The 19,076-nt window shown below is 73.0% G+C and carries 18 protein-coding genes; 8 read left to right on the top strand and 10 right to left on the bottom strand.

All coding sequences use genetic code 11. The features are described 5' to 3' along the window. Positions 1-39: 39 nt before the first annotated feature. Entirely contained in the window at positions 40-516 is a 477-nt protein-coding gene (gene mntR, locus DPQ23_RS04335) for a manganese-binding transcriptional regulator MntR (RefSeq protein ID WP_112873463.1), read from the top strand. Positions 517-539: 23 nt separating this feature from the next. Here mntR and efp read toward each other — a convergent pair whose 3' ends face one another. Next, the gene (gene efp / locus DPQ23_RS04330; protein WP_112873462.1) at positions 540-1,103 is read right to left on the bottom strand and encodes an elongation factor P; all 564 of its coding nucleotides are present in this window, start codon (positions 1,101-1,103) and stop codon (positions 540-542) included. A 311-nt stretch (positions 1,104-1,414) separates the two neighbouring features. Here efp and DPQ23_RS04325 point away from each other — a divergent pair, with 311 nt between their 5' ends. After that, entirely contained in the window at positions 1,415-1,735 is a 321-nt protein-coding gene (locus DPQ23_RS04325; RefSeq protein ID WP_112873572.1) for a DUF6280 family protein, read from the top strand. Positions 1,736-1,884: 149 nt separating this feature from the next. Here the strand turns inward: DPQ23_RS04325 and DPQ23_RS04320 are convergent, their stop codons facing one another. Both DPQ23_RS04320 and DPQ23_RS04315 read right to left on the bottom strand, forming a co-directional pair. Further along, complete coding sequence (locus DPQ23_RS04320) at positions 1,885-2,604, bottom strand: LrgB family protein (protein ID WP_112873461.1); 720 nt, start codon at positions 2,602-2,604, stop codon at positions 1,885-1,887. Further along, positions 2,601-2,954 carry a CidA/LrgA family protein gene (locus tag DPQ23_RS04315; RefSeq protein ID WP_112873460.1) on the bottom strand — a complete coding sequence of 118 codons (354 nt, stop codon included), beginning with the start codon at positions 2,952-2,954 and terminating at the stop codon, positions 2,601-2,603. Before DPQ23_RS04315 ends, DPQ23_RS04320 begins: the two co-directional genes overlap by 4 nt. A gap of 151 nt (positions 2,955-3,105) precedes the next feature. On the opposite strand from DPQ23_RS04315, the gene DPQ23_RS04310 reads away from it, so the two are divergent. The 3 genes from DPQ23_RS04310 to DPQ23_RS04300 all read left to right on the top strand — a co-directional run bounded on the left by DPQ23_RS04310 (position 3,106) and on the right by DPQ23_RS04300 (position 7,970). Continuing rightward, entirely contained in the window at positions 3,106-6,558 is a 3,453-nt protein-coding gene (locus tag DPQ23_RS04310) for a chromosome segregation SMC family protein (protein ID WP_112873459.1), read from the top strand. A 118-nt stretch (positions 6,559-6,676) separates the two neighbouring features. Continuing rightward, entirely contained in the window at positions 6,677-7,138 is a 462-nt protein-coding gene (locus DPQ23_RS04305; protein WP_112873458.1) for a RidA family protein, read from the top strand. An 88-nt stretch (positions 7,139-7,226) separates the two neighbouring features. Next, positions 7,227-7,970, top strand: coding sequence for a glycerophosphodiester phosphodiesterase family protein (locus tag DPQ23_RS04300; RefSeq protein ID WP_112873457.1), 744 nt, complete (start codon positions 7,227-7,229; stop codon positions 7,968-7,970). A 37-nt stretch (positions 7,971-8,007) separates the two neighbouring features. Here DPQ23_RS04300 and DPQ23_RS04295 read toward each other — a convergent pair whose 3' ends face one another. From DPQ23_RS04295 to ruvC, 7 genes are all read right to left on the bottom strand, one after another. Beyond that, the gene (locus tag DPQ23_RS04295) at positions 8,008-10,203 is read right to left on the bottom strand and encodes a primosomal protein N' (RefSeq protein WP_112873456.1); all 2,196 of its coding nucleotides are present in this window, start codon (positions 10,201-10,203) and stop codon (positions 8,008-8,010) included. Between the two features lie 58 nt (positions 10,204-10,261). Further along, positions 10,262-10,411: a hypothetical protein gene (locus DPQ23_RS15325; RefSeq protein WP_162630637.1), complete on the bottom strand. Its 150-nt coding sequence runs from the start codon at positions 10,409-10,411 to the stop codon at positions 10,262-10,264. Positions 10,412-10,564: 153 nt separating this feature from the next. Then, on the bottom strand, positions 10,565-10,981 hold the full coding sequence (locus DPQ23_RS04290) for a PaaI family thioesterase (protein ID WP_112873455.1): 417 nt from the start codon (positions 10,979-10,981) through the stop codon (positions 10,565-10,567). Further along, positions 10,974-12,008: a Holliday junction branch migration DNA helicase RuvB gene (gene ruvB, locus DPQ23_RS04285; RefSeq protein WP_112873454.1), complete on the bottom strand. Its 1,035-nt coding sequence runs from the start codon at positions 12,006-12,008 to the stop codon at positions 10,974-10,976. Before ruvB ends, DPQ23_RS04290 begins: the two co-directional genes overlap by 8 nt. Further along, positions 12,005-12,841 (bottom strand): M48 family metalloprotease, encoded by an 837-nt coding sequence (locus DPQ23_RS04280; RefSeq protein ID WP_112873453.1) that lies wholly within the window; start codon positions 12,839-12,841, stop codon positions 12,005-12,007. Before DPQ23_RS04280 ends, ruvB begins: the two co-directional genes overlap by 4 nt. Positions 12,842-12,854: 13 nt before the next feature. Then, entirely contained in the window at positions 12,855-13,532 is a 678-nt protein-coding gene (gene ruvA / locus DPQ23_RS04275) for a Holliday junction branch migration protein RuvA (protein ID WP_112873452.1), read from the bottom strand. Continuing rightward, entirely contained in the window at positions 13,529-14,023 is a 495-nt protein-coding gene (gene ruvC / locus DPQ23_RS04270) for a crossover junction endodeoxyribonuclease RuvC (protein ID WP_112873451.1), read from the bottom strand. Before ruvC ends, ruvA begins: the two co-directional genes overlap by 4 nt. A 124-nt stretch (positions 14,024-14,147) precedes the next feature. On the opposite strand from ruvC, the gene DPQ23_RS04265 reads away from it, so the two are divergent. The 3 genes from DPQ23_RS04265 to DPQ23_RS04255 are packed head-to-tail and all read left to right on the top strand — an operon-like array spanning position 14,148 to position 18,987. Further along, positions 14,148-16,988: a monovalent cation/H+ antiporter subunit A gene (locus tag DPQ23_RS04265; protein WP_112873450.1), complete on the top strand. Its 2,841-nt coding sequence runs from the start codon at positions 14,148-14,150 to the stop codon at positions 16,986-16,988. After that, on the top strand, positions 16,988-17,395 hold the full coding sequence (locus tag DPQ23_RS04260; RefSeq protein WP_112873449.1) for a Na+/H+ antiporter subunit C: 408 nt from the start codon (positions 16,988-16,990) through the stop codon (positions 17,393-17,395). The genes DPQ23_RS04265 and DPQ23_RS04260 overlap by 1 nt, the downstream gene beginning before the upstream one ends. Then, positions 17,392-18,987 (top strand): monovalent cation/H+ antiporter subunit D, encoded by a 1,596-nt coding sequence (locus tag DPQ23_RS04255; RefSeq protein ID WP_112873448.1) that lies wholly within the window; start codon positions 17,392-17,394, stop codon positions 18,985-18,987. The genes DPQ23_RS04260 and DPQ23_RS04255 overlap by 4 nt, the downstream gene beginning before the upstream one ends. Positions 18,988-19,076 lie beyond the last annotated feature (89 nt).

Below are 19,076 nucleotides of genomic sequence, written 5' to 3'. Positions count from 1 at the left end.
CAAGTTGCGCTTCACCAACCGCGGCTTTAGTCTGAGGCCATGATCGGTCAGGACCCCGCCCCCGAACTGCCTGTGGCCGCGCACGCGGATCGCGGCCGGCCCGCTCTGCCCGCCCCCCGGCCCGACCGGCACGAACGCGCCCGCCATGCCCAGGCGCAGGCGCTGCTTGAGGATTATACCGAGCTGATCGACGACCTGATCGCCGCCACAGGCGAGGCGCGGATCACCGACATCGCGGCCCATCTGGGCGTGACGCATCCGACCGCGACCAAGGCCGTGGCCCGGCTGCGGCGCGAGGGGCTGGCCCAGTCGCGCCCCTATCGGGGGGTGTTCCTGACCGACAGCGGCCAGCGCATGGCGGCCCGCGCCCGCGCCCGCCACCGCACCGTCGTCGATGTGCTGGTGGCGCTTGGCGTGCCGGTCGAGGCCGCGGAAAGCGACGCCGAAGGGATCGAGCACCACGTGTCCGACAGCACGCTGGCCGCGTTCGCCCGGTTCCTTGACCGGCGCGGCTGAGCCCCGCGCCGGCCGGGCCGGCCTCAGGCGCGTTCGGAATACTCGAACAGCTCGGTGTTGACGACGATCGCCTCGCCCGCGCCGACGAAGGGGGGCACCATCACCCGCAGCCCGTTGTCCAGGATCGCGGGCTTGTAGCTTTTCGAGGCCGTCTGGCCGTTCAGCACCGGCTCGGTCTCGGCCACGCGGCAGACGACCTTCTGGGGGATCGACACGGCCAGCGCCTCGTCGCCGTAATACTGCACCGCGGCGGTCATGCCGTCGGTCAGGAACGGCCGGCGGTCGCCCAGAAGGTCGGCGTCCAGTTCGGTCTGCTCGAACGTGGCGCTGTCCATGAACACCAGCTTGCCGTCGGTCTCGTACAGGAACTGCTGGTCCTTCATGTCCAGCTGCACCTGGTCCACCCGGTCCTCGGACCGGAAGCGTTCGTTCAGCTTGCGCCCGTCGCGCAGGTTCTTCAGCTCGACCTGCGCGAAGGCGCCGCCCTTCCCGGGCTTGACGTGGCCGACCTTGACCGCCGCCCACAGGCCGCCGTCGTGTTCCAGCACGAAGCCGGGCTTGATCTCGTTGCCGTTGATCTTGGGCATGGGATGACCTTGCGTGGGATTGGGGGGGCGCGTGCAGGCGCGCAGGCGGCGCTGGTACAATGCGGCGCCACGACGTGCAACCAAAACGGTACGCAAAGGTTGTCAAGCGGTGCCGACATGCTTACCTGCTGCCGGAACGTCATGAAACACGGGTAAACCCCGCATTGCGCCGGTTGCATGGCGGCAATGCGGCGGCAGGGATAACGAATCGGACGTCTCGCAGGCTAATCCTGCCAGACGCCCGAACACGGAACAACCGCGGGTCCGGCACCCGCAGCCGCCTTGCGATGGGCGAAGACAGGATGATCATCATGCGCGATTTCGTCGACGGTTCGGCCTTCAATTTCGAACAGGGGCAGCGGGCCCGCAAGCTGTTTGCGGCCGTGGTTCTGGCCGCCCTCGACGATGCCATCGCGGATGACAAGAAATACGGCAACGGCGCCGAGCAGATCGCCCGCTGGGCCCGCTCGCGCGACGGGCGCGAGGTGCTGAGCTGCGCGGGCATCGACCCGAACGAACGGGTGGTCAAGGGGCTGGTCGAGTTCGTGGCCAAGGGCGTGCGCACCTCGGTCGCGCTGTCGCGCGAGGAAAGCGAACGCCGCATGGCCGCCGAGGAAGCCGAGGCCGCCTGAGGCCGCGTCCGCCCCGCCCGGACGGCGGACAGCCACGCACCATCGCCGCGGGTCGCCAAGGGGCGGCTTCTGTCCGAATGGCCAGGGGTGCCCTTCAGCCCCCTGCGCCCCGGTCCCTGGACCCGCCCGTGGGCGGCCCGTTCCCCCGTTCAGCCGAACAGCCGCAGCGCCAAGGGCGCGATGAAGGCGGTCAGGATCGCGTTCAGCCCCATGCCGATGCCGGCGAATGCGCCAGCGGTGGGGTTCACCTGGAATGCTCGCGCGGTGCCGATGCCATGCGCCGCGGTCCCCACGGCCAGCCCGCGCGCGCGCCAGTCCCGCAGGCCCAGCGCGTCGAACAGGGGCGTGACGATGATGGCCCCCAGGATGCCCGTGGTCAGCACCAGCACCGCCGTCAGCGTGGGCTGCCCGCCCAGCCGTTCCGCGATGCCGATGGCGACGGGGGCGGTCGTGGACTTGGGGGCCAGCGCCGCCAGCACCGGCCCCTCGATCCCCAGGCCCCGCGCGATCGCCAGCGCCGAGACGACCGCCACGGCCGAGCCCGCGACCAGACCGGCCAGGATCGGCAGCGCCGCCGCCCGCATCCGCGGCAGGTTGTCGTACATCGGCAGCGCCAGGCACACCGTCGCCGGGCCCAGCATGAAATGGACGAACTGCGCGCCCTCGAAATAGGTGGCATAGGGCGTGCCCGTCCCCAGCAGCAGCAGCCCCAGCAACAGCACCGCGATCAGCACCGGGTTGGCCCAGCCTTGCCGCCGCGCGGCGCGCGATATCCAGTCGCCTGCCGCATAGGCCGCCAGCGTCGCCGCCAGCCACAAAAGCGGCCCCTCGGACAGATAGGCCCAGATCAGCGCGGGATCGGCACTCATCGCTCCTCCTGCCCGGTCAAGCGGGCGACAAGGGTAAAGGCCAGCGCGCCCGCAACCAGCGCCAGCACCGTCGAGCCGAGGATCGCCGCCAGCAGCGCCACGCCATGCTCGCGCAGCAGCGGCAGATGGCCGATGATGCCGACCCCCGCGGGCACGAAGAACAGCGACAGATGCCCCAGCACCCCCTGTGCCACCGGGCGCAGCCATTCGGCCAGCGCAGGGCGCAGCCGCATCGCGCCGACAAGCAGCACCAGCCCCACGACCGGGCCGGGCACCGGCAGGCCCAGCCCGCGCGACAGCACCTCGCCGGCAAGCTGGAACGTCAGGATGGTGACAAGCGCGTGAACCATGGCGGATGGTTAGCACGGCCGCGCGGCTTTGAAAGCCGCCGCAGGCCAGGGTTTGCGCGATGTGGAAAGCGGTGGGCCGGCCGTGGCGCGTTGACTTGGCGGCGCGGGCAGGGTGGAACAGGGGCCCGTTGACCTGCGAAAGTCGCGTTCCTTGCGTTTCGACCGCCTGCGCCTGACCGGCTTCAAGAGCTTTGTCGATCCGACCGAGCTGGTGATCCGCGACGGGCTGACCGGCGTGGTCGGCCCCAACGGCTGCGGCAAGTCCAACCTGCTGGAAGCCCTGCGCTGGGTCATGGGCGAACACCGCCCCACCGCCATGCGCGGCGACGGGATGGAGGACGTGATCTTCGCCGGCACCACCCGCCGCCCCGCGCGCGGCCAGGCCGAGGTGACGCTGGTCCTCGACAACCGCGCCCGCCGGGCGCCGGTCGGGTTCAACGACGCCGATGTGCTGGACGTCACGCGGCGGATCACCCGCGACGCGGGCAGCGCCTATCGCATCAACGGGCGCGAGGTGCGGGCGCGCGACGTGCAGATGCTGTTCGCCGACGCCTCGACCGGGGCGCAATCGCCCGCGCTGGTCCGGCAGGGGCAGGTCAGCGAGCTGATCAACGCCCGGCCCCGCGCCCGCCGCCGCATTCTTGAGGACGCGGCCGGCATCGGCGGGCTGTATCAGCGCCGGCACGAGGCCGAGCTGAGGCTGAACGGGGCCGAGGCGAACCTGTCGCGCGTGGACGACACGCTGGACCAGCTGGCCGCCCGGGCAGCGGCGCTGGCCCGCCAGGCAGGGGTCGCCGCCCGCTATCGCGAGATCGGCGCGGCCCTGCGCGCGGCCGAGGGCGCGGCCCTGTGGCGCCGCTGGTCAGAGGCCGCCACCGCCCTGGCCGCCGCCACCGCAGCCCTGGGCGCGGCGCGCGCCGCCGCCGCCCAGGCCGAATCCGCCGCCCTGCGGGCGAGCGCGGCGCGCGAAGGGGCCGAGGCCGCCCTGCCCGCCCTGCGGTCCGAGGAGGCGGTCGCCACGGCTGTTCAGGCCCGCGCAGCCGCCGACACGGGCGCGCTGGACGAGGCCGAAGCCCGCACCCGCGCCACGATCGACGCGCTGAGCGCGCGCCTCGTGCAGCTTGACGGCGACATCCGGCGCGAACAGGCGCTGAACCGTGACGCCGAGGAGGTGATCGCCCGGCTTGCGTCGGAACAGGCCGCGCTTGAGGACGCCCACGCGGGGCACGACGACCGCCTGTGCGCCGCCAGCGCCGCCGCCCAGACGGCCGCAGCCGCCCTGCGCGCCGCCGAGCAGGCGCTGGGCGAGCGGACCGCCGAGGCGGCGCGGCTGACGGCGCAGCATCAGTCCGCCGAACGGCAGGCCGCCGACCTGCGCGCACTGCACCAGCGCGCATCGCGCGGCGCGGCCGAGGCGCAGGACGCCGCCGCGCGCGCCGAGGAGGCGGGTCGTGCCGCGCAGACGGCCGTGACCGCCGCCGAAGCGGCGCACGCACAGGCCCGCCACGCCACGGATGCGGCCGAACAGGGGCTGGTCCAGGCCGAGGCCGCGCGTGCCCGCGCAGAGACGGCCGAGACCGCCGCCCGCGCGGTCCGCGCCGCGGCCGAGGGCGAGGCCGCCGCGCTGGACAGCGAACGCGCCGCCCTGACCCGGCTGGTTCAGCGGGGGCGGGGTGACGGCGGCACGATGCTGGATGCCGTCACCGTCGCGCCGGGGGCCGAGCTTGCCCTGGGCGCGGCGCTGGGCGACGACCTGCGGCTGCCCGCCCGTGCCGACGGCGCGGGCTGGCGCGCGCTTCCCCCCTGCCCCGACGCGCCCGCGCTGCCTGATGGCGCGGCCCCGCTGGCGGCGCGGGTCACGGGGCCGCCCGAATTGGCGCGCAGGCTGGCGCAGACCGGGATCGTGGCGGACGCAGCCAGCGCCGCCGCCTTGCAGGCCCGGCTTGCCCCCGGCCAGCGGCTGGTGACGGCGGCGGGCGACCTGGTGCGCTGGGACGGGCTGACGCTGCCTGCGGGGCAGGCGGCATCGGCCGCCGCGCTGCATCTGCAACAGGTCAACCGGCTGGCGGACCTGGGGGCGCAGGCCGACACCGCCCGCGCCGCCGCCGCCGTTGCCACCGCGGCGCACGAGGGCGCGCGCGCCGCGCTGACGCAGGCCGCGGCGGCGGAATCCGCCGCGCGAGAGGCCGTCCGCGCGGCCCACCGGGCGCTGACCGACGCGACCCGCGCCGCCAGCCGCGCCGAAGCCGACCTGTCGCTGGCCAAGGGCCGCGCGCGGGCGGCGCTTGCCGACCTGGACCGCCACCGCGAGGACGCGGCCAAGGCGGCGCGCCTGCGGACCGAGGCGGATCGCGCGCTGGCGCAACTGCCCGACCGGGGCGCCGCCGCCGCGGCGGTCGAGCAGGCGAAGACCGCGGCCGAGGCCGCCCGGACGGCGACGCTGGCCCGTCGCGGCGCGCTGGACGCGTTGACGCGCGACGGCGCGGCGCGCCTCAGGCGGCTGGAGGAGATCGCGCGCGAGACCCAGGGCTGGCGCCTGCGGCTGGACCAGGCCGGCACCCGCAGCGCCGAACTGGCCGGGCGCCGGGCCGGCTTTGCCGCCGAACTGGCCGCGGCTGCGGCGCGCCCTGCGGACCTCGCCGCCCGGCGCGCCGCGGTGTCCGCCCGCGCCTGCGAGGCCGCGGCCCGGCTGGACCGCGCCCGTGCGGCGCTGACCGCGGCCGAAGCGGCGCTGATCGCCGCCGCCGCGGCCGAGCGCGAGGCCGAGCGCGCCGCATCCCAGGCGCGCGAAAGCCGCGCCCGCTGCGAGGCAGGCGCCGAGGCGGCCCAAGGGCTGGAGGCCGCCGCCCGCGCCCGCATCACGGACGCGACCGGCGATTCCCCTCAGGCGCTGGCCGCGGCCCTGGCGGTGGACGCGGACGCCCTGCCCGCCGCCGCTGCGCTGGACGCGCAGATCACGCGGCTGCGCGCCGCGCGCGATGCGCTGGGTCCGGTCAACCTGCGCGCCGAGGAGGACCGGCGCGCCCTCGAGGCCGAGCGCGAGACGCTGGCCGCCCAGCGCGCCGACCTGACCGCCGCGATCCACACGCTGCGCGGCGGCATCGCCAGCCTGAACCGCGAGGGGCGCGAGCGCCTGCTGGCCGCGTTCCAGGCCGTGAACGAAAGCTTCGGCGCCCTTTTCGCGCATCTGTTCGGGGGCGGCGAGGCGCGGCTGGTGCTGGTCGAATCCGACGATCCGCTGGAGGCGGGGCTGGAGATCCTGGCCCAGCCGCCGGGCAAGAAGCTTTCGACGCTGAGCCTGCTGTCGGGGGGCGAGCAGACGCTGACGGCGCTGGCGCTGATCTTTGCGGTGTTTCTGGCCACGCCCGCGCCGATCTGCGTGCTGGACGAGGTGGACGCGCCCCTGGACGATGCCAACGTCACCCGCTTCTGCGACCTGCTGGACGAGATGGCGCGCCGGACCGACACCCGGTTCCTGGTCATCACCCACCACGCCGTGACCATGGCGCGGATGGACAGGCTGTTCGGCGTCACGATGGTCGAACCGGGCGTCAGCCAGCTGGTCAGCGTGGACCTGACGCACGCCGAGGCGCTGGTCGCGTGATCCTGCCGGGCGTGCGCGGTCGTGCGGTGCCCCGGGCGGCGGCCCTGCGGGCACGGACGGCTTTGCCAAACCGCCCGCGAACGGTCTAGGATCGCGCCGACCCTTGCAGGAGCATGCCATGTCGATCGAAGCCCGCCTCTCCACGCTGAACATCACCCTGCCGGACGCGCCCGCACCGGCCGCGAACTATGTTCCCTTCGTCCGCACGGACAACCTGCTGTTCGTGTCCGGCCAGATCTCGGCCGGCCCCGAGGGGCTGATCCGCGGCCGGCTGGGCGATGATCTGGACGTGGCCGCGGGCGCTGCGGCGGCGCGGGCCTGCGGGCTGTCGCTGCTGGCGCAGGCGCGGGCCGCGCTGGGGTCGCTGGACCAGGTGGCGCGGGTGGTCAAGCTGACCGGCTTTGTCAACTCGACGCCCGATTTCACCGACCAGCCCGAGGTGATCAACGGCTGCTCGGACCTGATGGTCGAGGTCTTCGGGGACAAGGGCCGCCACGCCCGTGCCGCCGTCAGCGCCGCCGCCCTGCCCCGCGGCGTGGCGGTCGAGGTCGAGGCGGTGTTCGAGATCGCGGCCGGCTGAGCGCCGCGGCGGTCGCATCGTTCGCCGCATCTGATGCCGTCGCGCCGCGATCGCGCGACTGCACCCACGCCAACCCGACAGGCGCGCCATGCTGCATCCCGACTTTCTGTCCCATCCGATTGCCCATCGCGGGCTGCACGGGCCGGGCGTGCCCGAAAACACCATGGCCGCGTTCCGTGCGGCCATCGATGCGGGCCATGGCATCGAACTGGACCTGCAACCGGCCGAGGACGGCACGCCGCTGGTGTTCCACGACTATGACCTGCAACGCCTGACCGGCAGTGGCGGCGTCGTGTCGGCCCTGTCGGTGGCCGAGGCCGGCGCGCTGCAACTGGCGGGATCGGACGAGGGGATTCCGACGCTGGCCGCCGTGCTGGACGAGGTGGCGGGCCGGGTGCCGGTCCTGATCGAGATCAAGGACCAGGACGGTGCGCTTGGCCCGGACATGGGCGAGCTGCCCGGCCGCGTGGCCGAGATCGTCGCCCCTTACCATGGCCCGGTAGCGGTGATGTCGTTCAACCCGCACGCCGTGGCCGCGGTCCACGCCGCGGCGCCGCATGTCCCCGTGGGGCTGACCAGCTGCGCGTTCCCGGCCGACGACTGGCCGGGGGTTCCCGCCGCGCGCCGTGCGGGGCTGGCGCGGCTTGAGGATTTCGACCGTGTCGGGGCCTGTTTCATCTCTCACGACCACCGTGACCTGGACAACCCGGCCGTGGCCGCGCTGGCCGCGCGCGGCGTGCCGGTGCTGTGCTGGACGATCCGGACGCCCGAGCAGGCCGCCGCGGCGCGCCGGGTCGCGGCCAACATCACCTTCGAGGGGTTTGCGCCCTGAGCCTGCGCGCCGCCCCCAGGCGTGCGCCCGCACGGCGTCACAGAAACCCTTGCGGGTCGATGTCCACCGACAGGCGCAGGTTCGCGGGCGCGCGGGGCGCCGCCGCCAGCCACTCGGCGATCGCCGCCTGCACCGGCGCCTGCCGTGGCGCGCGGACCAGCATCCGCACCCGGTAGCGCCCGCGCACCCGCGCGATCGGGGCAGGCGCGGGCCCGAACAGATCCGCCCCGATCGCGCGCAGGGGCGCGGCCCGGCGCGCAAGGTCGGCGGCATAGGCCTCGACCACCGGCTGGTCGGGGTGGGACAGGATGATCCCCGCCAGCCGGGCAAAGGGGGGCATCCCGGCGGCGCGCCGCGCCTCGGCCTCGGCGTCCCAGAACTCTTCGTCCCGGCCTGACAGGATGGCGCGGATCACCGGGTGGTCGGGCTGGTGGGTCTGCAGCAGCGCAAGGCCCGGCCGGTCGCCCGCCTGCCGCCCGGCCCGGCCCGCGACCTGCCGCATCAGCTGGAACGAGCGTTCCGCCGCGCGCAGGTCGGCCCCTTGCAGCCCCAGGTCCGCGTCGATCACGCCCACCAGCGTCAGGGCGGGAAAGTTGTGGCCCTTGGCCACGATCTGCGTGCCGATGATGATGTCGGCGCCGCCGCCGGCGATGGTGGCGATGCTGTCCTTCAGCGCGCGGGCCGAATGGAACAGGTCGGACGACAGCACCACCGCCCGCGCCGCGGGAAACCGGGCCGCGACCTCTTCGCCCAGCCGTTCCACGCCGGGGCCGATGGCCGCCATCCGCCCCTCGACGCCGCAGGCGGGGCAGGTCGTGGGCACGGGCTTTGTCGCGCCGCACTGATGGCAGATCAGCCGGTTCTGGAAGCGATGCTCGACCATGCGCGCATCACAGTCGTCGCAGCCGACCTGATGGCCGCAGGCCCGGCAGGTGGTGATCGGCGCATAGCCGCGCCGGTTCAGAAACAACAGCGCCTGTTCCCCCCGCGCCAGCCGGTCGTCCACCGCGCGCGCCAGCGTGGGCGAGATCCAGCGCCCGTGCGGCATGTCCTCGGCGCGCAGGTCGATGGCGGCCATGTCGGGCAGCTCCGCCTCGCCGTAGCGCGCGCGCAGGTCCAGCCGCGCGTATCGGCCCTGCGCCGCGTTCACCCAGCTTTCGACGGACGGCGTGGCCGACGCCAGCACCACCTGCGCCCCGCTGACCGCGGCCCGCAGCACCGCCATGTCGCGGGCGTTGTAATAGACCGTCTCGTCCTGCTTGTAGGACCCGTCGTGTTCCTCGTCCACGACGATCAGGCCCAGGTCGCGGAACGGCAGGAACAGCGCCGAGCGGGCGCCCACGACCAGCCCGACCTGGCCCTGCCCCGCCATGTGCCACAGCCGGCGCCGTTCGGTGCGGGTGATGCCGGAATGCCATTCGCCGGGCCGGGCGCCGAACCGCGCCTCGACCCGGTCCAGGAACTCGGCCGACAGGGCGATCTCGGGCAGCAGCACCAGTGCCTGCCGGCCCATGGCGAGCGTCTCGGCCACCGCCTCGAGGTAGACCTCGGTCTTGCCCGACCCGGTGACGCCGCGCAACAGCGTGGTGGCATAGCCCCCCGCCCGCAGCCGGGCGCGCAGGGTGTCGGCGGCGGCGGCCTGGTCGGCCGCCAGCGGCTTGCCCGGCCGCGCGGGGTCCAGGGCCGGATAGGGCGCATCGCGGGGCGCCTGAGTCTCGACCAGCGTGCCAGCGGCGACCAGTCCCTTGACGACACTGGTGCCGACGCCGGCCAGCGCCGCCAGCTCGGCCGGGGCAAAGCCCGCGCCGCCGTGATCGTCGGTGACGCGCAGAACCGCCGCGCGCGCGGGCGTCATGCGGTCAGGCGGCGGTCCCGCGCGGTGGACCACGCGCCGCGCCGCGGGCGGCTGGTCCAGGTCGGGCGCGCGCAGCGCCATGCGCAGCATCACCGGCAAGGGCGTCAGCGTATAGTCGGCGGCGCGCGCCAGGAACTCGCGCATCGCGTCGCCCAGCGGCGCGGCCTCGATCACCTGCGCCACGGGGCGCAGCCGGGCCGCGTCGATGTCGCCCGTGCCCGGTCCCCAGACGACGCCCATCACCCGGCGCGGCCCCAGCGGCACCAGCACGACCTGGCCCGGCGCAATCCCGTCCGGCGGCGCCAGATAATCCAGCAGCCCGACGGGTTCGGTGGTCAGCACGCCGATGCGGGCGCCGGGGGGGAAGGAAGGGGTCATGTCGGCGGGTGTCGCCCGGCAGGGGGAATGCGTCAACCGGGCGCGCGCCCGGCCGGGATCACGGCATGAACAGCCGGTTGAACACCCAGTAGCAGGCGGCGACGCCCAGGACCGCCAGCAGCATCTGCCCGGTGGAGAACGCCCAGATCGTCGGCGCGAACACGACCGCGGTCAGCAGCAACTTGGGAATCAGGGGCCATTCTCTCATGGCGCCGTGATCGCCCGGCGGCCGCGGGGCGTCAATGCGGCAAGCTGGCAGACTGGGCGGCCGACCGGCGCACAGGCTCAGAGGCTCACAGGCTCACAGGCTCACAAGCTCACAAGCCGAGGGCCAGCGGCAAGGCAGGCGCAGCGGCTGGCGCTATCCCTCGACCGGGACCATCGTGCCCAGCAGAGTGGCGACGTGCTTGCGGACCTCGCCGGATTCCGCCCAGACCTCGGCGCCCACGACGACGATGCGGCGGCCGGGGCGGACCACGCGGCCCTCGGCCACCAGCCGGTCGCCCACGGCGGGGGCCAGCAGGTTGATCTTCATCTCGACGGTGACGACCTCGGACCCCTGGGGCAAAACCGACAGCGCTGCATAGCCGGCCGCGCTGTCGCCCAGCCCGAAGGCCAGCGCCGCATGGGCCGCCCCCTGCTGCTGCAGCACGTGGGACGCGACGGGCGCGGCGATGACCACCCGGCCCAGCCCGGCCGTGACCATGGTGGCCCCCAGCGTCTGCATCATCGTCTGGCGCGCAAAGCTGTCGCGCAGCCGCCGTTCCAGGTCATCCATCGAACAATCCCGCCTGTGCCGTCTTCGGCTGGTCCAGCCCCAGGTGGCGCCAGCCCAGTTGCCCCAGCATCCTTCCGCGCGGGGTGCGCTGGATCAAGCCCTGCTGCAGCAGATAGGGCTCGATCACCTCCTCGATGGCGTCGCGGCTTTCCGACAGCGCCGCGGCCAGCGTTTCCACCCCCACCGGCCCGCCGCCATAGTGATCGGCCATCAGCGTCAGATAGCGCCGGTCGGCCCCGTCCAGCCCCAGGTCGTCCACGCCCAGCCGGGTCAGGGCGATGTCGGCGATGGCGCGGTCCAGCCGCCCGTTGCCCTCGACCAGCGCGAAATCCACCACCCGCCGCAGCAGCCGGCCCGCGATGCGCGGCGTTCCGCGCGACCGCCGGGCGATTTCCAGCGTGCCGTCGGGGTCGGCGCTGATCCCCATCAGCCGCGCGCCGCGGGCGACGATCAGGTCCAGCTCCTCGATCGTGTAGAACTGCAGCCGCGTGGGGATGCCGAAGCGGTCGCGCAGGGGCGTCGTCAGCAGGCCCAGCCGCGTCGTAGCCCCGACCAGGGTAAAGGGCTGCAGCTCGATCCTGACCGTGCGCGCCGCCGGCCCCTCGCCGATCACCAGGTCCAGCTCGAAATCCTCCATCGCGGGATACAGGATCTCCTCGACCGCGGGGTTCATGCGGTGGATCTCGTCGATGAACAGCACGTCGCGGGCGTCCAGGTTGGTCAGGATCGCGGCCAGGTCGCCCGCGCGGGCCAGCACCGGCCCGCTGGTCATCTTGAAGTTCACGCCCAGCTCGCGCGCCATGATCTGCGCCAGCGTCGTCTTGCCCAGGCCCGGCGGGCCGTGGAACAGCGTGTGGTCCATCGCCTGCCCGCGCATCCGCGCGCTTTCGATGAAGACGCGCAGGTTGGCCCGCGCGTCGGCCTGACCGACGAAATCCTCAAGCCGCTGGGGGCGCAGGGCCCGGTCCTCGGCGTCGCCGTCCAGGGGCGCGCCGCGCAGGGTCGGGTCGGGGGCAAAGTCGGTCATGCGCGCGCCAGGGCCGCCAGCCGGTCGATGCGGTCCTGCGTCGGCGGATGGGTCGAGAACATCCGGTCCATCCGCAGTGCGCCCAGAGGGTTGATGATGAACATCGCGGCGCTGGCCGGGTTGCGTTCGGCCGGGACGTTGACGGTCCGCCCGGCGGCGGCGGCGATCTTGGCCAGGGCGCGCGCCAGCGCCAGAGGCTGCCCGCAGATGGCCGCGCCGGCGCGGTCGGCCTCGTACTCTCGCGTGCGCGAGATCGCCATCTGCACCAGCGAGGCCGCCAGCGGCGCGAGGATCACCGCCAGGATGCCGCCCAGCGCGCCGCCCCGATCGCGGGCACCGCCGCTGAACAGCGCCATGTTGCCCAGCATGGCGATCGCGCCGGCCATCGTGGCGGTCACCGTCATCGTCAGCGTGTCGCGGTTGCGGATATGCGCCAGCTCATGCGCGATGACGCCGGCCAGCTCGTCCCGCGTCAGGATGCGCAGCAGCCCCTGGGTGACGGCGACGGCCGCGTTCTGCGGGTTGCGCCCGGTGGCAAAGGCGTTGGGCTGTTCGGTCGGCAGCAGATAGACGCGCGGCATCGGCAGGTTCGCGTTGCGCGCCAGCTCTGCCACCAGCGCGACCAGCTCGCCCCCCTGCGCGCCGGTCAGCTCGACCGCGCCCTGCTGGCGCAGCACCGCCTTGTCGCTGTTCCACCAGGCCCACAGGTTGCCCGCCCCCGCCACGACCAGCGCCACGATCGCGCCGCCCTGCCCGCCCAGAAGCCAGCCCAGGCCCATCAGCAGCGCCGTCATGGCCGCCATCAGGATGAATGTGCGCGCGTGTCCCGCCATCGTCAGATCCCCATTATCCCTTGGGCGCCAGCAGCTTCAGTGCCGCGCGAATCAAACCGGCCGTGGCGGCCGCGGGTTCCAGGGCCGAGGCCTCGGCCACGGCCGCCGCGGCCTCGGACGGGCCATAGCCGAGATTGGTCAGCGCCGACATCGCCTCGGCCGAGGCGGCGGGGCCGCCGCCGGCGCGGGCGGCGGTCGCCGCGGGCGCGGCCCCGGTCGCCTCGACCAGCGCCTCGTCGGGGGCGGGGGTGCCCGCGTCCACGGTCAGCGCGCCGCCCAGGGCGATGATGCCGGGGGCCTTGTCCTTCAGCTCCAGCACCACCCGCTGCGCGAGCTTGGGGCCGATCCCCGGCGCGCGGCGGACCGCGGACCAGTCGCCCAGCGCGATGGCGCGGCCCACGCCGTCGGCTCCCAGCGCGCCCAGGATCGCCAGCGACGCCTTGGCCCCGATCCCCTGCACGCTGGTCAGCAGCCGGTGCCATTCCTTTTCCAGCAGGGTCGGAAAGCCGAACATCTGCAGCAGGTCCTCGCGCACCAGCAGATCGGTATAAAGCGCGGCGGCCTGCCCCACGGGCGGCAGGCTGGCCGCGGTGCGTTCGCTGACATGCACGATATAGCCCACGCCGCGCACGTCGATCAGCACATGATCGGCCGCGCGGTGCAGGATGATCCCGGCGACCCGCCCGATCATGCGACCACCTTGATCCGCAGCACCCGCGATTGCAGGTGGCGCGCGTGGCAAAGCGCGATGGCCAGCGCATCGGCCGCGTCCGGCCCCGCCAGGTCCACCCCCGGCAGTTGCAGGCGGACCATATGCTCGACCTGCTGCTTTTGCGCATGGCCCACGCCGACGATGGCCTTCTTCACCGCGTTCGGGGCGTATTCGCCCACGGCCAGCCCCGCCTGCGCCGGCGCCAGCAACGCGATGCCGCGCGCCTGCCCCAGTTTCAGCGTGCCGACCGCGTCCTTGTTGACAAAGGTCTGCTCCACCGCCGCGGCGTCCGGCGCATGCGCCGCGATCACCGCGACCAGCCCGTGATACAGATCCACCAGCCGCGCGGGCAGCCCGTCCCTGTCCGACCGGATGATGCCGTTGGCGATGTGGCGCACTCGCGCGCCGTCAACCGCGATGACGCCCCAGCCCATGTTCACCAGACCCGGGTCGATCCCCAGAACGCGCATGTTGACTGCCCCATGTTTTTCCATGGGTTAGCACGAAACACGAACATCGCCTAGCGGGTATTCGCGGGTCGCTTGACAAGACCCGCCCCGGCTTGGGACACCCATGCGTGAACCGCGAGGAACGATGTCCCCTGCCCTGATCGCCCTGCTGCCGTTTCTGGGCGCGCTGCTGCCCGGCCTGATGGTCCGCGCCGGGCGCGACGCCGCGGCGGCCGCCTGCGCCACCGCCACCGGGCTGGCGCTGCTGGGCCTGTGCCTGCACATCCCCGCGGTGCTGGCGGGCGAGGTGATCGCCACCCGCCTGCCGTGGATGCCGCAGATCGGGCTGAACGCCGATTTCCGCATCGACGGCCTGGGGCTGCTGTTCGGCATCCTCATCCTGGGAATCGGGCTGCTGATCATCCTGTATGCACGCCACTATCTGTCGCGCGAGGACGCGGCGGGGCCGTTCTTCACCTATCTGATGCTGTTCCAAGGCGCGATGACGGGGATCGTGCTGTCGGACAACGTCCTGTTGCTGCTGATCTTCTGGGAACTGACGTCGCTGTCGTCCTTCCTGCTGATCGGGTTCTGGAAGCACCTGCCCGAAGGCCGGCAGGGCGCGCGCATGGCGCTGACCGTGACGGGCCTGGGGGGCCTTGCGATGGTCGCGGGGATGCTGATCCTGGGCCAGATCGCCGGGTCCTATCGGATCGGCGACATCCTTGCGGCGCGCGACGCGATCCAGGCCTCGCCGTTCTATCTGCCCGCACTGGCGCTGATCCTGATCGGGGCGTTCACCAAGTCGGCGCAGTTCCCGTTCCATTTCTGGCTGCCGCGCGCCATGGCCGCGCCCACGCCGGTCAGCGCCTATCTGCATTCCGCGACCATGGTAAAGGCCGGGATCTTTCTGATGGCGCGGCTGTGGCCGGTGCTGGCGGGCACGCCGGAATGGTTCGCCGTCGTGGCTACCGTGGGGCTGGTCACGATGATCGTGGGCGCGGTCATCGCGCTGTTCCAGGACGACCTGAAAGGACTGCTGGCCTATTCCACGGTCAGCCACCTGGGGCTGGTCACGATGCTGCTGGGCTTTGGCACCGAACAGGCGGCGGTGGCGGCGATGTTTCACATCGTGGCGCACGCCACCTTCAAGGCGGCGCTGTTCATGGCGGCGGGGATCGTCGATCACGCGGCGCACACGCGGTCCATCGGCCGGCTGGGGGGGCTGCGCAGGCTGATGCCGCTGACCTTCGCCATCGTGGCGATCGCGGCGCTGTCGATGGCGGGCCTTCCGCCGCTGAACGGCTTCATCTCGAAAGAGCTGATGCTGGAACAGGCGACCCACGCCGTCTGGGGCGGACACACGGGGCTGGTCGCGGGGCTGGCCACGCTGGGGGCGCTGGTGTCGGTCGCCTATTCGCTGCGGCTGGTCGCGCATGTGTTCCTGGGGCCGCCGCGCGACGACTATCCCGCGCCGCCGCACGATCCCGGCATGGGCCTGTGGCTGGGCCCCGCCATCCTGGCCGCGCTGGTCGTCGTAATCGGGCTTGCGCCCGACACCATGGTCGGCTGGCTGGTCGGCGCGGCGGCAGGCGCGGTCACGGGACAGGCGCAGCACGTGCATTTCGCGCTGTGGCACGGGGTCACGCCGGCGCTGATGCTGTCGGTGGCGGCCATCGCGGGCGGCGCGCTGCTGCTGGCCGCGTGGAGGCCCGCGGACCGGCTGCGCCGCGCCTTGCCGCGCCCCGACGCCAAGGCGCTGTTCGACGCGATGACGCTGACGGCGGAACGCTGGGCGCGCCGCTTTGGCAACGGGCTGACCAACGGGTCGATGTCGCGGGCGCTGGCGGTCTTCGTGCTGACGGCGGTGATCTGCGGCATCGCGGCATGGGAGACGGGCCGCGTGGGCCCCGCCGTGCGCCCGATGCTGCCGGTCCAGCCGATTGCGGCGATCGGCTGGGTCATGGCCATGGTCGCCATCGGCTGCACCGTGGCCTTTCACCGCCGCCGCATCCTGGCCCTGGTGCTGGTCAGCATCGTCGGGCTGATCGTGTCGATGGGCTTTGTCTATCTGTCGGCGCCCGACCTGGCGCTGACCCAGATCAGCGTCGAGATCGTGACCGTCATGCTGCTGCTGCTGGCGCTGAACTTCCTGCCCAAGCGAACGGTGCTGGACACGGGCAACCTGAAACGCGGGACCGACGCGTTCGTCGCCGCGCTTGCGGGGCTGGGCTTCGGCGGCCTTGCCTATGCCATCATGCGGCGGGACTTCGCGTTTCCCAGCATCTCGGGCTACATGCTGGACACCAGCCACACGCTGGGGGGTGGCGACAACGTCGTCAACGTGATCCTGGTCGATTTCCGCGGCTATGACACCTACGGCGAGATCACGGTGCTGGGGATCGGCGCCCTGGCGATCTTTGCGCTGACCGAGACGCTGCTGGCCGGGCGGTCGGGGCGGCGGCTGCGCAACTGGGTCCACGACATGCGCCGGGCAGGCGACCGCCACCCGCTGATGCTGGTGGTGGCGACGCGGGTGATCCTGCCCATCTCGCTGGTGGTGGGGCTGTACATCTTCCTGCGCGGGCACAACGCGCCGGGCGGCGGGTTCGTCGCGGGGCTGGTGGTGTCCATCGCGCTGGTGATGCAGTACATGGCGTCGGGCCTTGCCTGGGCGCAGGCCCGCCAGAACATCCCCTATCACGCGCTGATCGGCCTGGGGGTGCTGGCCGCGGGCGTCACCGGCGCGGGCGCGTGGTTCGCGGGCAAGCCGTTCCTGACCTCGGCCTATGGCTATTTCAAGCTGTACGGGATCGAGCCGTTCGAGCTGGCGACCGCGATGGGGTTCGACACCGGGGTGTTCCTGTGCGTGGTCGGCGCGGTGATGCTGGCGCTGAACTCTCTGTCGCGGATCGCGCGGGCGGCGGGCCAGCAGGTCAACCTGCGCCCGATGGACATCGACCTGCCCCAGGAGGAGCCGCGCTGATGGAGCTGCTGATCGCCATCGCCATCGGCGCGCTGACCACGGCGGGGGTCTATCTGATCCTGCGCAAGCGCAGCTTCGCCGTCGTGCTGGGCATGACGATGCTGAGCTATGCGATCAACCTGTTCCTGGTCGTCTCGGGGCGGCTGGTCGTCGATCAGCCGCCCATCCTGCAGACGGGCGTGGACCGTTATACCGACCCGCTGCCGCAGGCGCTGGTGCTGACCGCGATCGTGATCTCGTTCGGGATGACGGCGCTGGTGGTGATGATGGCGCTGGGCGCGTTCCTCGAGGGGGGCGACGACCGCATCGACATGCCCGGGCGCGACCTGACCGGCGCGCCGCGGCCCGGTCCGCCCGCCCAAGGGACCGCGCACGGGACACCGCGGCAACCGGGGGATGCGGCATGAACCACTGGCTGATCGCGCCGGTGGTGGTGCCCGCCTTTGTCGCGCCGCTGATCGTGCTGTCCATGCGCCACGACCTGGTGCTGCAGCGCGTCGTGTCGGTGGCCGCGACCGCGGCGCAGCTGGCGATCGCGCTGGCGCTGATGGGCCTGGCCGCGGACGGAGAGATCCACGTCTATCGCCTGGGCAACTGGGCCGCGCCCTTCGGCATCGTGCTGATGCTGGACCGGCTGGCGGCGCTGATGCTGGTGCTGGCGGCGGGGCTGGCGCTGATCGTGCAGCTTTACGCGCTGGGGTCGGGCTGGGACCGCAAGGGCTGGCATTTCCACGCCCTGTGGCAGTTCCAGCTGATGGGCCTGAACGGGGCGTTCCTGACCGGCGACGCCTTCAACCTGTTCGTCTTCTTCGAGGTGCTGCTGATCGCCAGCTATGGCCTGATGATCCACGGGGGCGGCGAGATGCGGCTGCGCGCGGGGGTGCAGTATGTCGTCTACAACCTGGCCGGATCGACCCTGTTCCTGGCGGCGCTGGGGACGATCTATGCCGTGACCGGGACGCTGAACATGGCCGACCTGGCGGTCAAGGTGGCGCAGATGCCGCCCGGCGACACCGCGCTGCTGCGGGTGGGCGCGGTGCTGCTGATGCTGGTCTTTGCGGTCAAGACGGCGCTGGTGCCGCTGCATTTCTGGCTGCCCGCGACCTATGCCCGCGCGCCGGGGCCGGTGGCGGCGCTGTTTGCGATCATGACCAAGGTCGGGGTCTATGCGATCATCCGGTTCTTCACCCTGGTGTTTCCGTCCGACAGCGTGATGGAGCGGCTGGCCGCCGACATCCTGCTGCCGGCCGCGCTGGCGACGCTGGTGATCGGGCAGATCGGGGTGCTGGGCAGCCGCCACCTGGGCCGGGTCGCGGCATTCGCCGCGCTGGCGTCGGTCGGCACGCTGATGATCGGCGTGGCGCAGTTCCGCCAGCCGGGGCTGGTCGCGGCGATCTGGTACATGATCCATTCGACGCTGGCCGCGGGGGCGCTGTTTCTGGTCGTGGACCTGATCGGCGCGCGCCGGGCGGGCGGCAGCCTGTGGCTGCGACCGCTGCCCCCCATCGCGCAGGGCGGCATCGTGGCGGCGCTGTTCTTTGCGGCGGCGATCGGCGTGGCGGGCCTGCCGCCGCTGTCGGGGTTCCCGGGCAAGCTGGCGATCCTGCAGGCGACGCGACAGGCGGACTGGGCGCTGGCGATCTGGGCGGTGATCCTGCTCAGCTCACTGATTGCGATCTATGGCCTGTCGCGGGCCGGATCGACGGTGTTCTGGAAGGCGCACGAGCTTGGTCCCGACCCCGCACCGCAGGCCGCCCCGCATGAAAGCCAGCGCCCCCTGCCCGCCAAGGTCGAACCCGACGAGGACGTGCAGGACCTGGCCGACAGCGCATCCCCGGCGCTGGCGCTGACCGCGACGGGCGCGCTGGTCGCGGGCATGGTCGCGCTGGCGGTGTTCGGCGGGCCGGTGATGGATTACGCGCGCGAGACGGCCCGGCAGCTTGTCGATCCGGCGCCCTATGTGGACGCCGTCCTGCTGCGGCAGGAGGGGACGCGATGACCCGGGCCCCTGCCCCCCGTCCGGCCGGCGCACCCGGCGCGGGCACCGCCCCCCCCGCGGCGCGCGCGCGGCGGCGGTCGCGGCCGGGA

The sequence above is a fragment of the Paracoccus endophyticus genome (assembly GCF_003286075.1).
Taxonomy (GTDB): domain Bacteria; phylum Pseudomonadota; class Alphaproteobacteria; order Rhodobacterales; family Rhodobacteraceae; genus Paracoccus; species Paracoccus endophyticus.
Note: the sequence above shows the minus strand (reverse complement) of the source record. Positions and strands in the feature narration are given on the sequence as shown.

What these genes read in the sequence shown, in the direction of transcription:
- DPQ23_RS04300 (WP_112873457.1), top strand. Translation starts at nt 7,227, where the DNA reads ATGCTGCATCCCGACTTTCTGTCCCATCCGATTGCCCATCGCGGGCTG.
- DPQ23_RS04295 (WP_112873456.1), bottom strand. Translation starts at nt 10,203, where the DNA reads ATGACCCCTTCCTTCCCCCCCGGCGCCCGCATCGGCGTGCTGACCACC.
- ruvC (WP_112873451.1), bottom strand. Translation starts at nt 14,023, where the DNA reads ATGCGCGTTCTGGGGATCGACCCGGGTCTGGTGAACATGGGCTGGGGC.
- DPQ23_RS04305 (WP_112873458.1), top strand. Translation starts at nt 6,677, where the DNA reads ATGTCGATCGAAGCCCGCCTCTCCACGCTGAACATCACCCTGCCGGAC.
- DPQ23_RS04260 (WP_112873449.1), top strand. Translation starts at nt 16,988, where the DNA reads ATGGAGCTGCTGATCGCCATCGCCATCGGCGCGCTGACCACGGCGGGG.
- mntR (WP_112873463.1), top strand. Translation starts at nt 40, where the DNA reads ATGATCGGTCAGGACCCCGCCCCCGAACTGCCTGTGGCCGCGCACGCG.
- DPQ23_RS04265 (WP_112873450.1), top strand. Translation starts at nt 14,148, where the DNA reads ATGTCCCCTGCCCTGATCGCCCTGCTGCCGTTTCTGGGCGCGCTGCTG.
- DPQ23_RS15325 (WP_162630637.1), bottom strand. Translation starts at nt 10,411, where the DNA reads ATGAGAGAATGGCCCCTGATTCCCAAGTTGCTGCTGACCGCGGTCGTG.
- DPQ23_RS04255 (WP_112873448.1), top strand. Translation starts at nt 17,392, where the DNA reads ATGAACCACTGGCTGATCGCGCCGGTGGTGGTGCCCGCCTTTGTCGCG.
- DPQ23_RS04315 (WP_112873460.1), bottom strand. Translation starts at nt 2,954, where the DNA reads ATGGTTCACGCGCTTGTCACCATCCTGACGTTCCAGCTTGCCGGCGAG.
- efp (WP_112873462.1), bottom strand. Translation starts at nt 1,103, where the DNA reads ATGCCCAAGATCAACGGCAACGAGATCAAGCCCGGCTTCGTGCTGGAA.
- DPQ23_RS04320 (WP_112873461.1), bottom strand. Translation starts at nt 2,604, where the DNA reads ATGAGTGCCGATCCCGCGCTGATCTGGGCCTATCTGTCCGAGGGGCCG.
- ruvB (WP_112873454.1), bottom strand. Translation starts at nt 12,008, where the DNA reads ATGACCGACTTTGCCCCCGACCCGACCCTGCGCGGCGCGCCCCTGGAC.
- DPQ23_RS04280 (WP_112873453.1), bottom strand. Translation starts at nt 12,841, where the DNA reads ATGGCGGGACACGCGCGCACATTCATCCTGATGGCGGCCATGACGGCG.
- ruvA (WP_112873452.1), bottom strand. Translation starts at nt 13,532, where the DNA reads ATGATCGGGCGGGTCGCCGGGATCATCCTGCACCGCGCGGCCGATCAT.
- DPQ23_RS04290 (WP_112873455.1), bottom strand. Translation starts at nt 10,981, where the DNA reads ATGGATGACCTGGAACGGCGGCTGCGCGACAGCTTTGCGCGCCAGACG.
- DPQ23_RS04325 (WP_112873572.1), top strand. Translation starts at nt 1,415, where the DNA reads ATGCGCGATTTCGTCGACGGTTCGGCCTTCAATTTCGAACAGGGGCAG.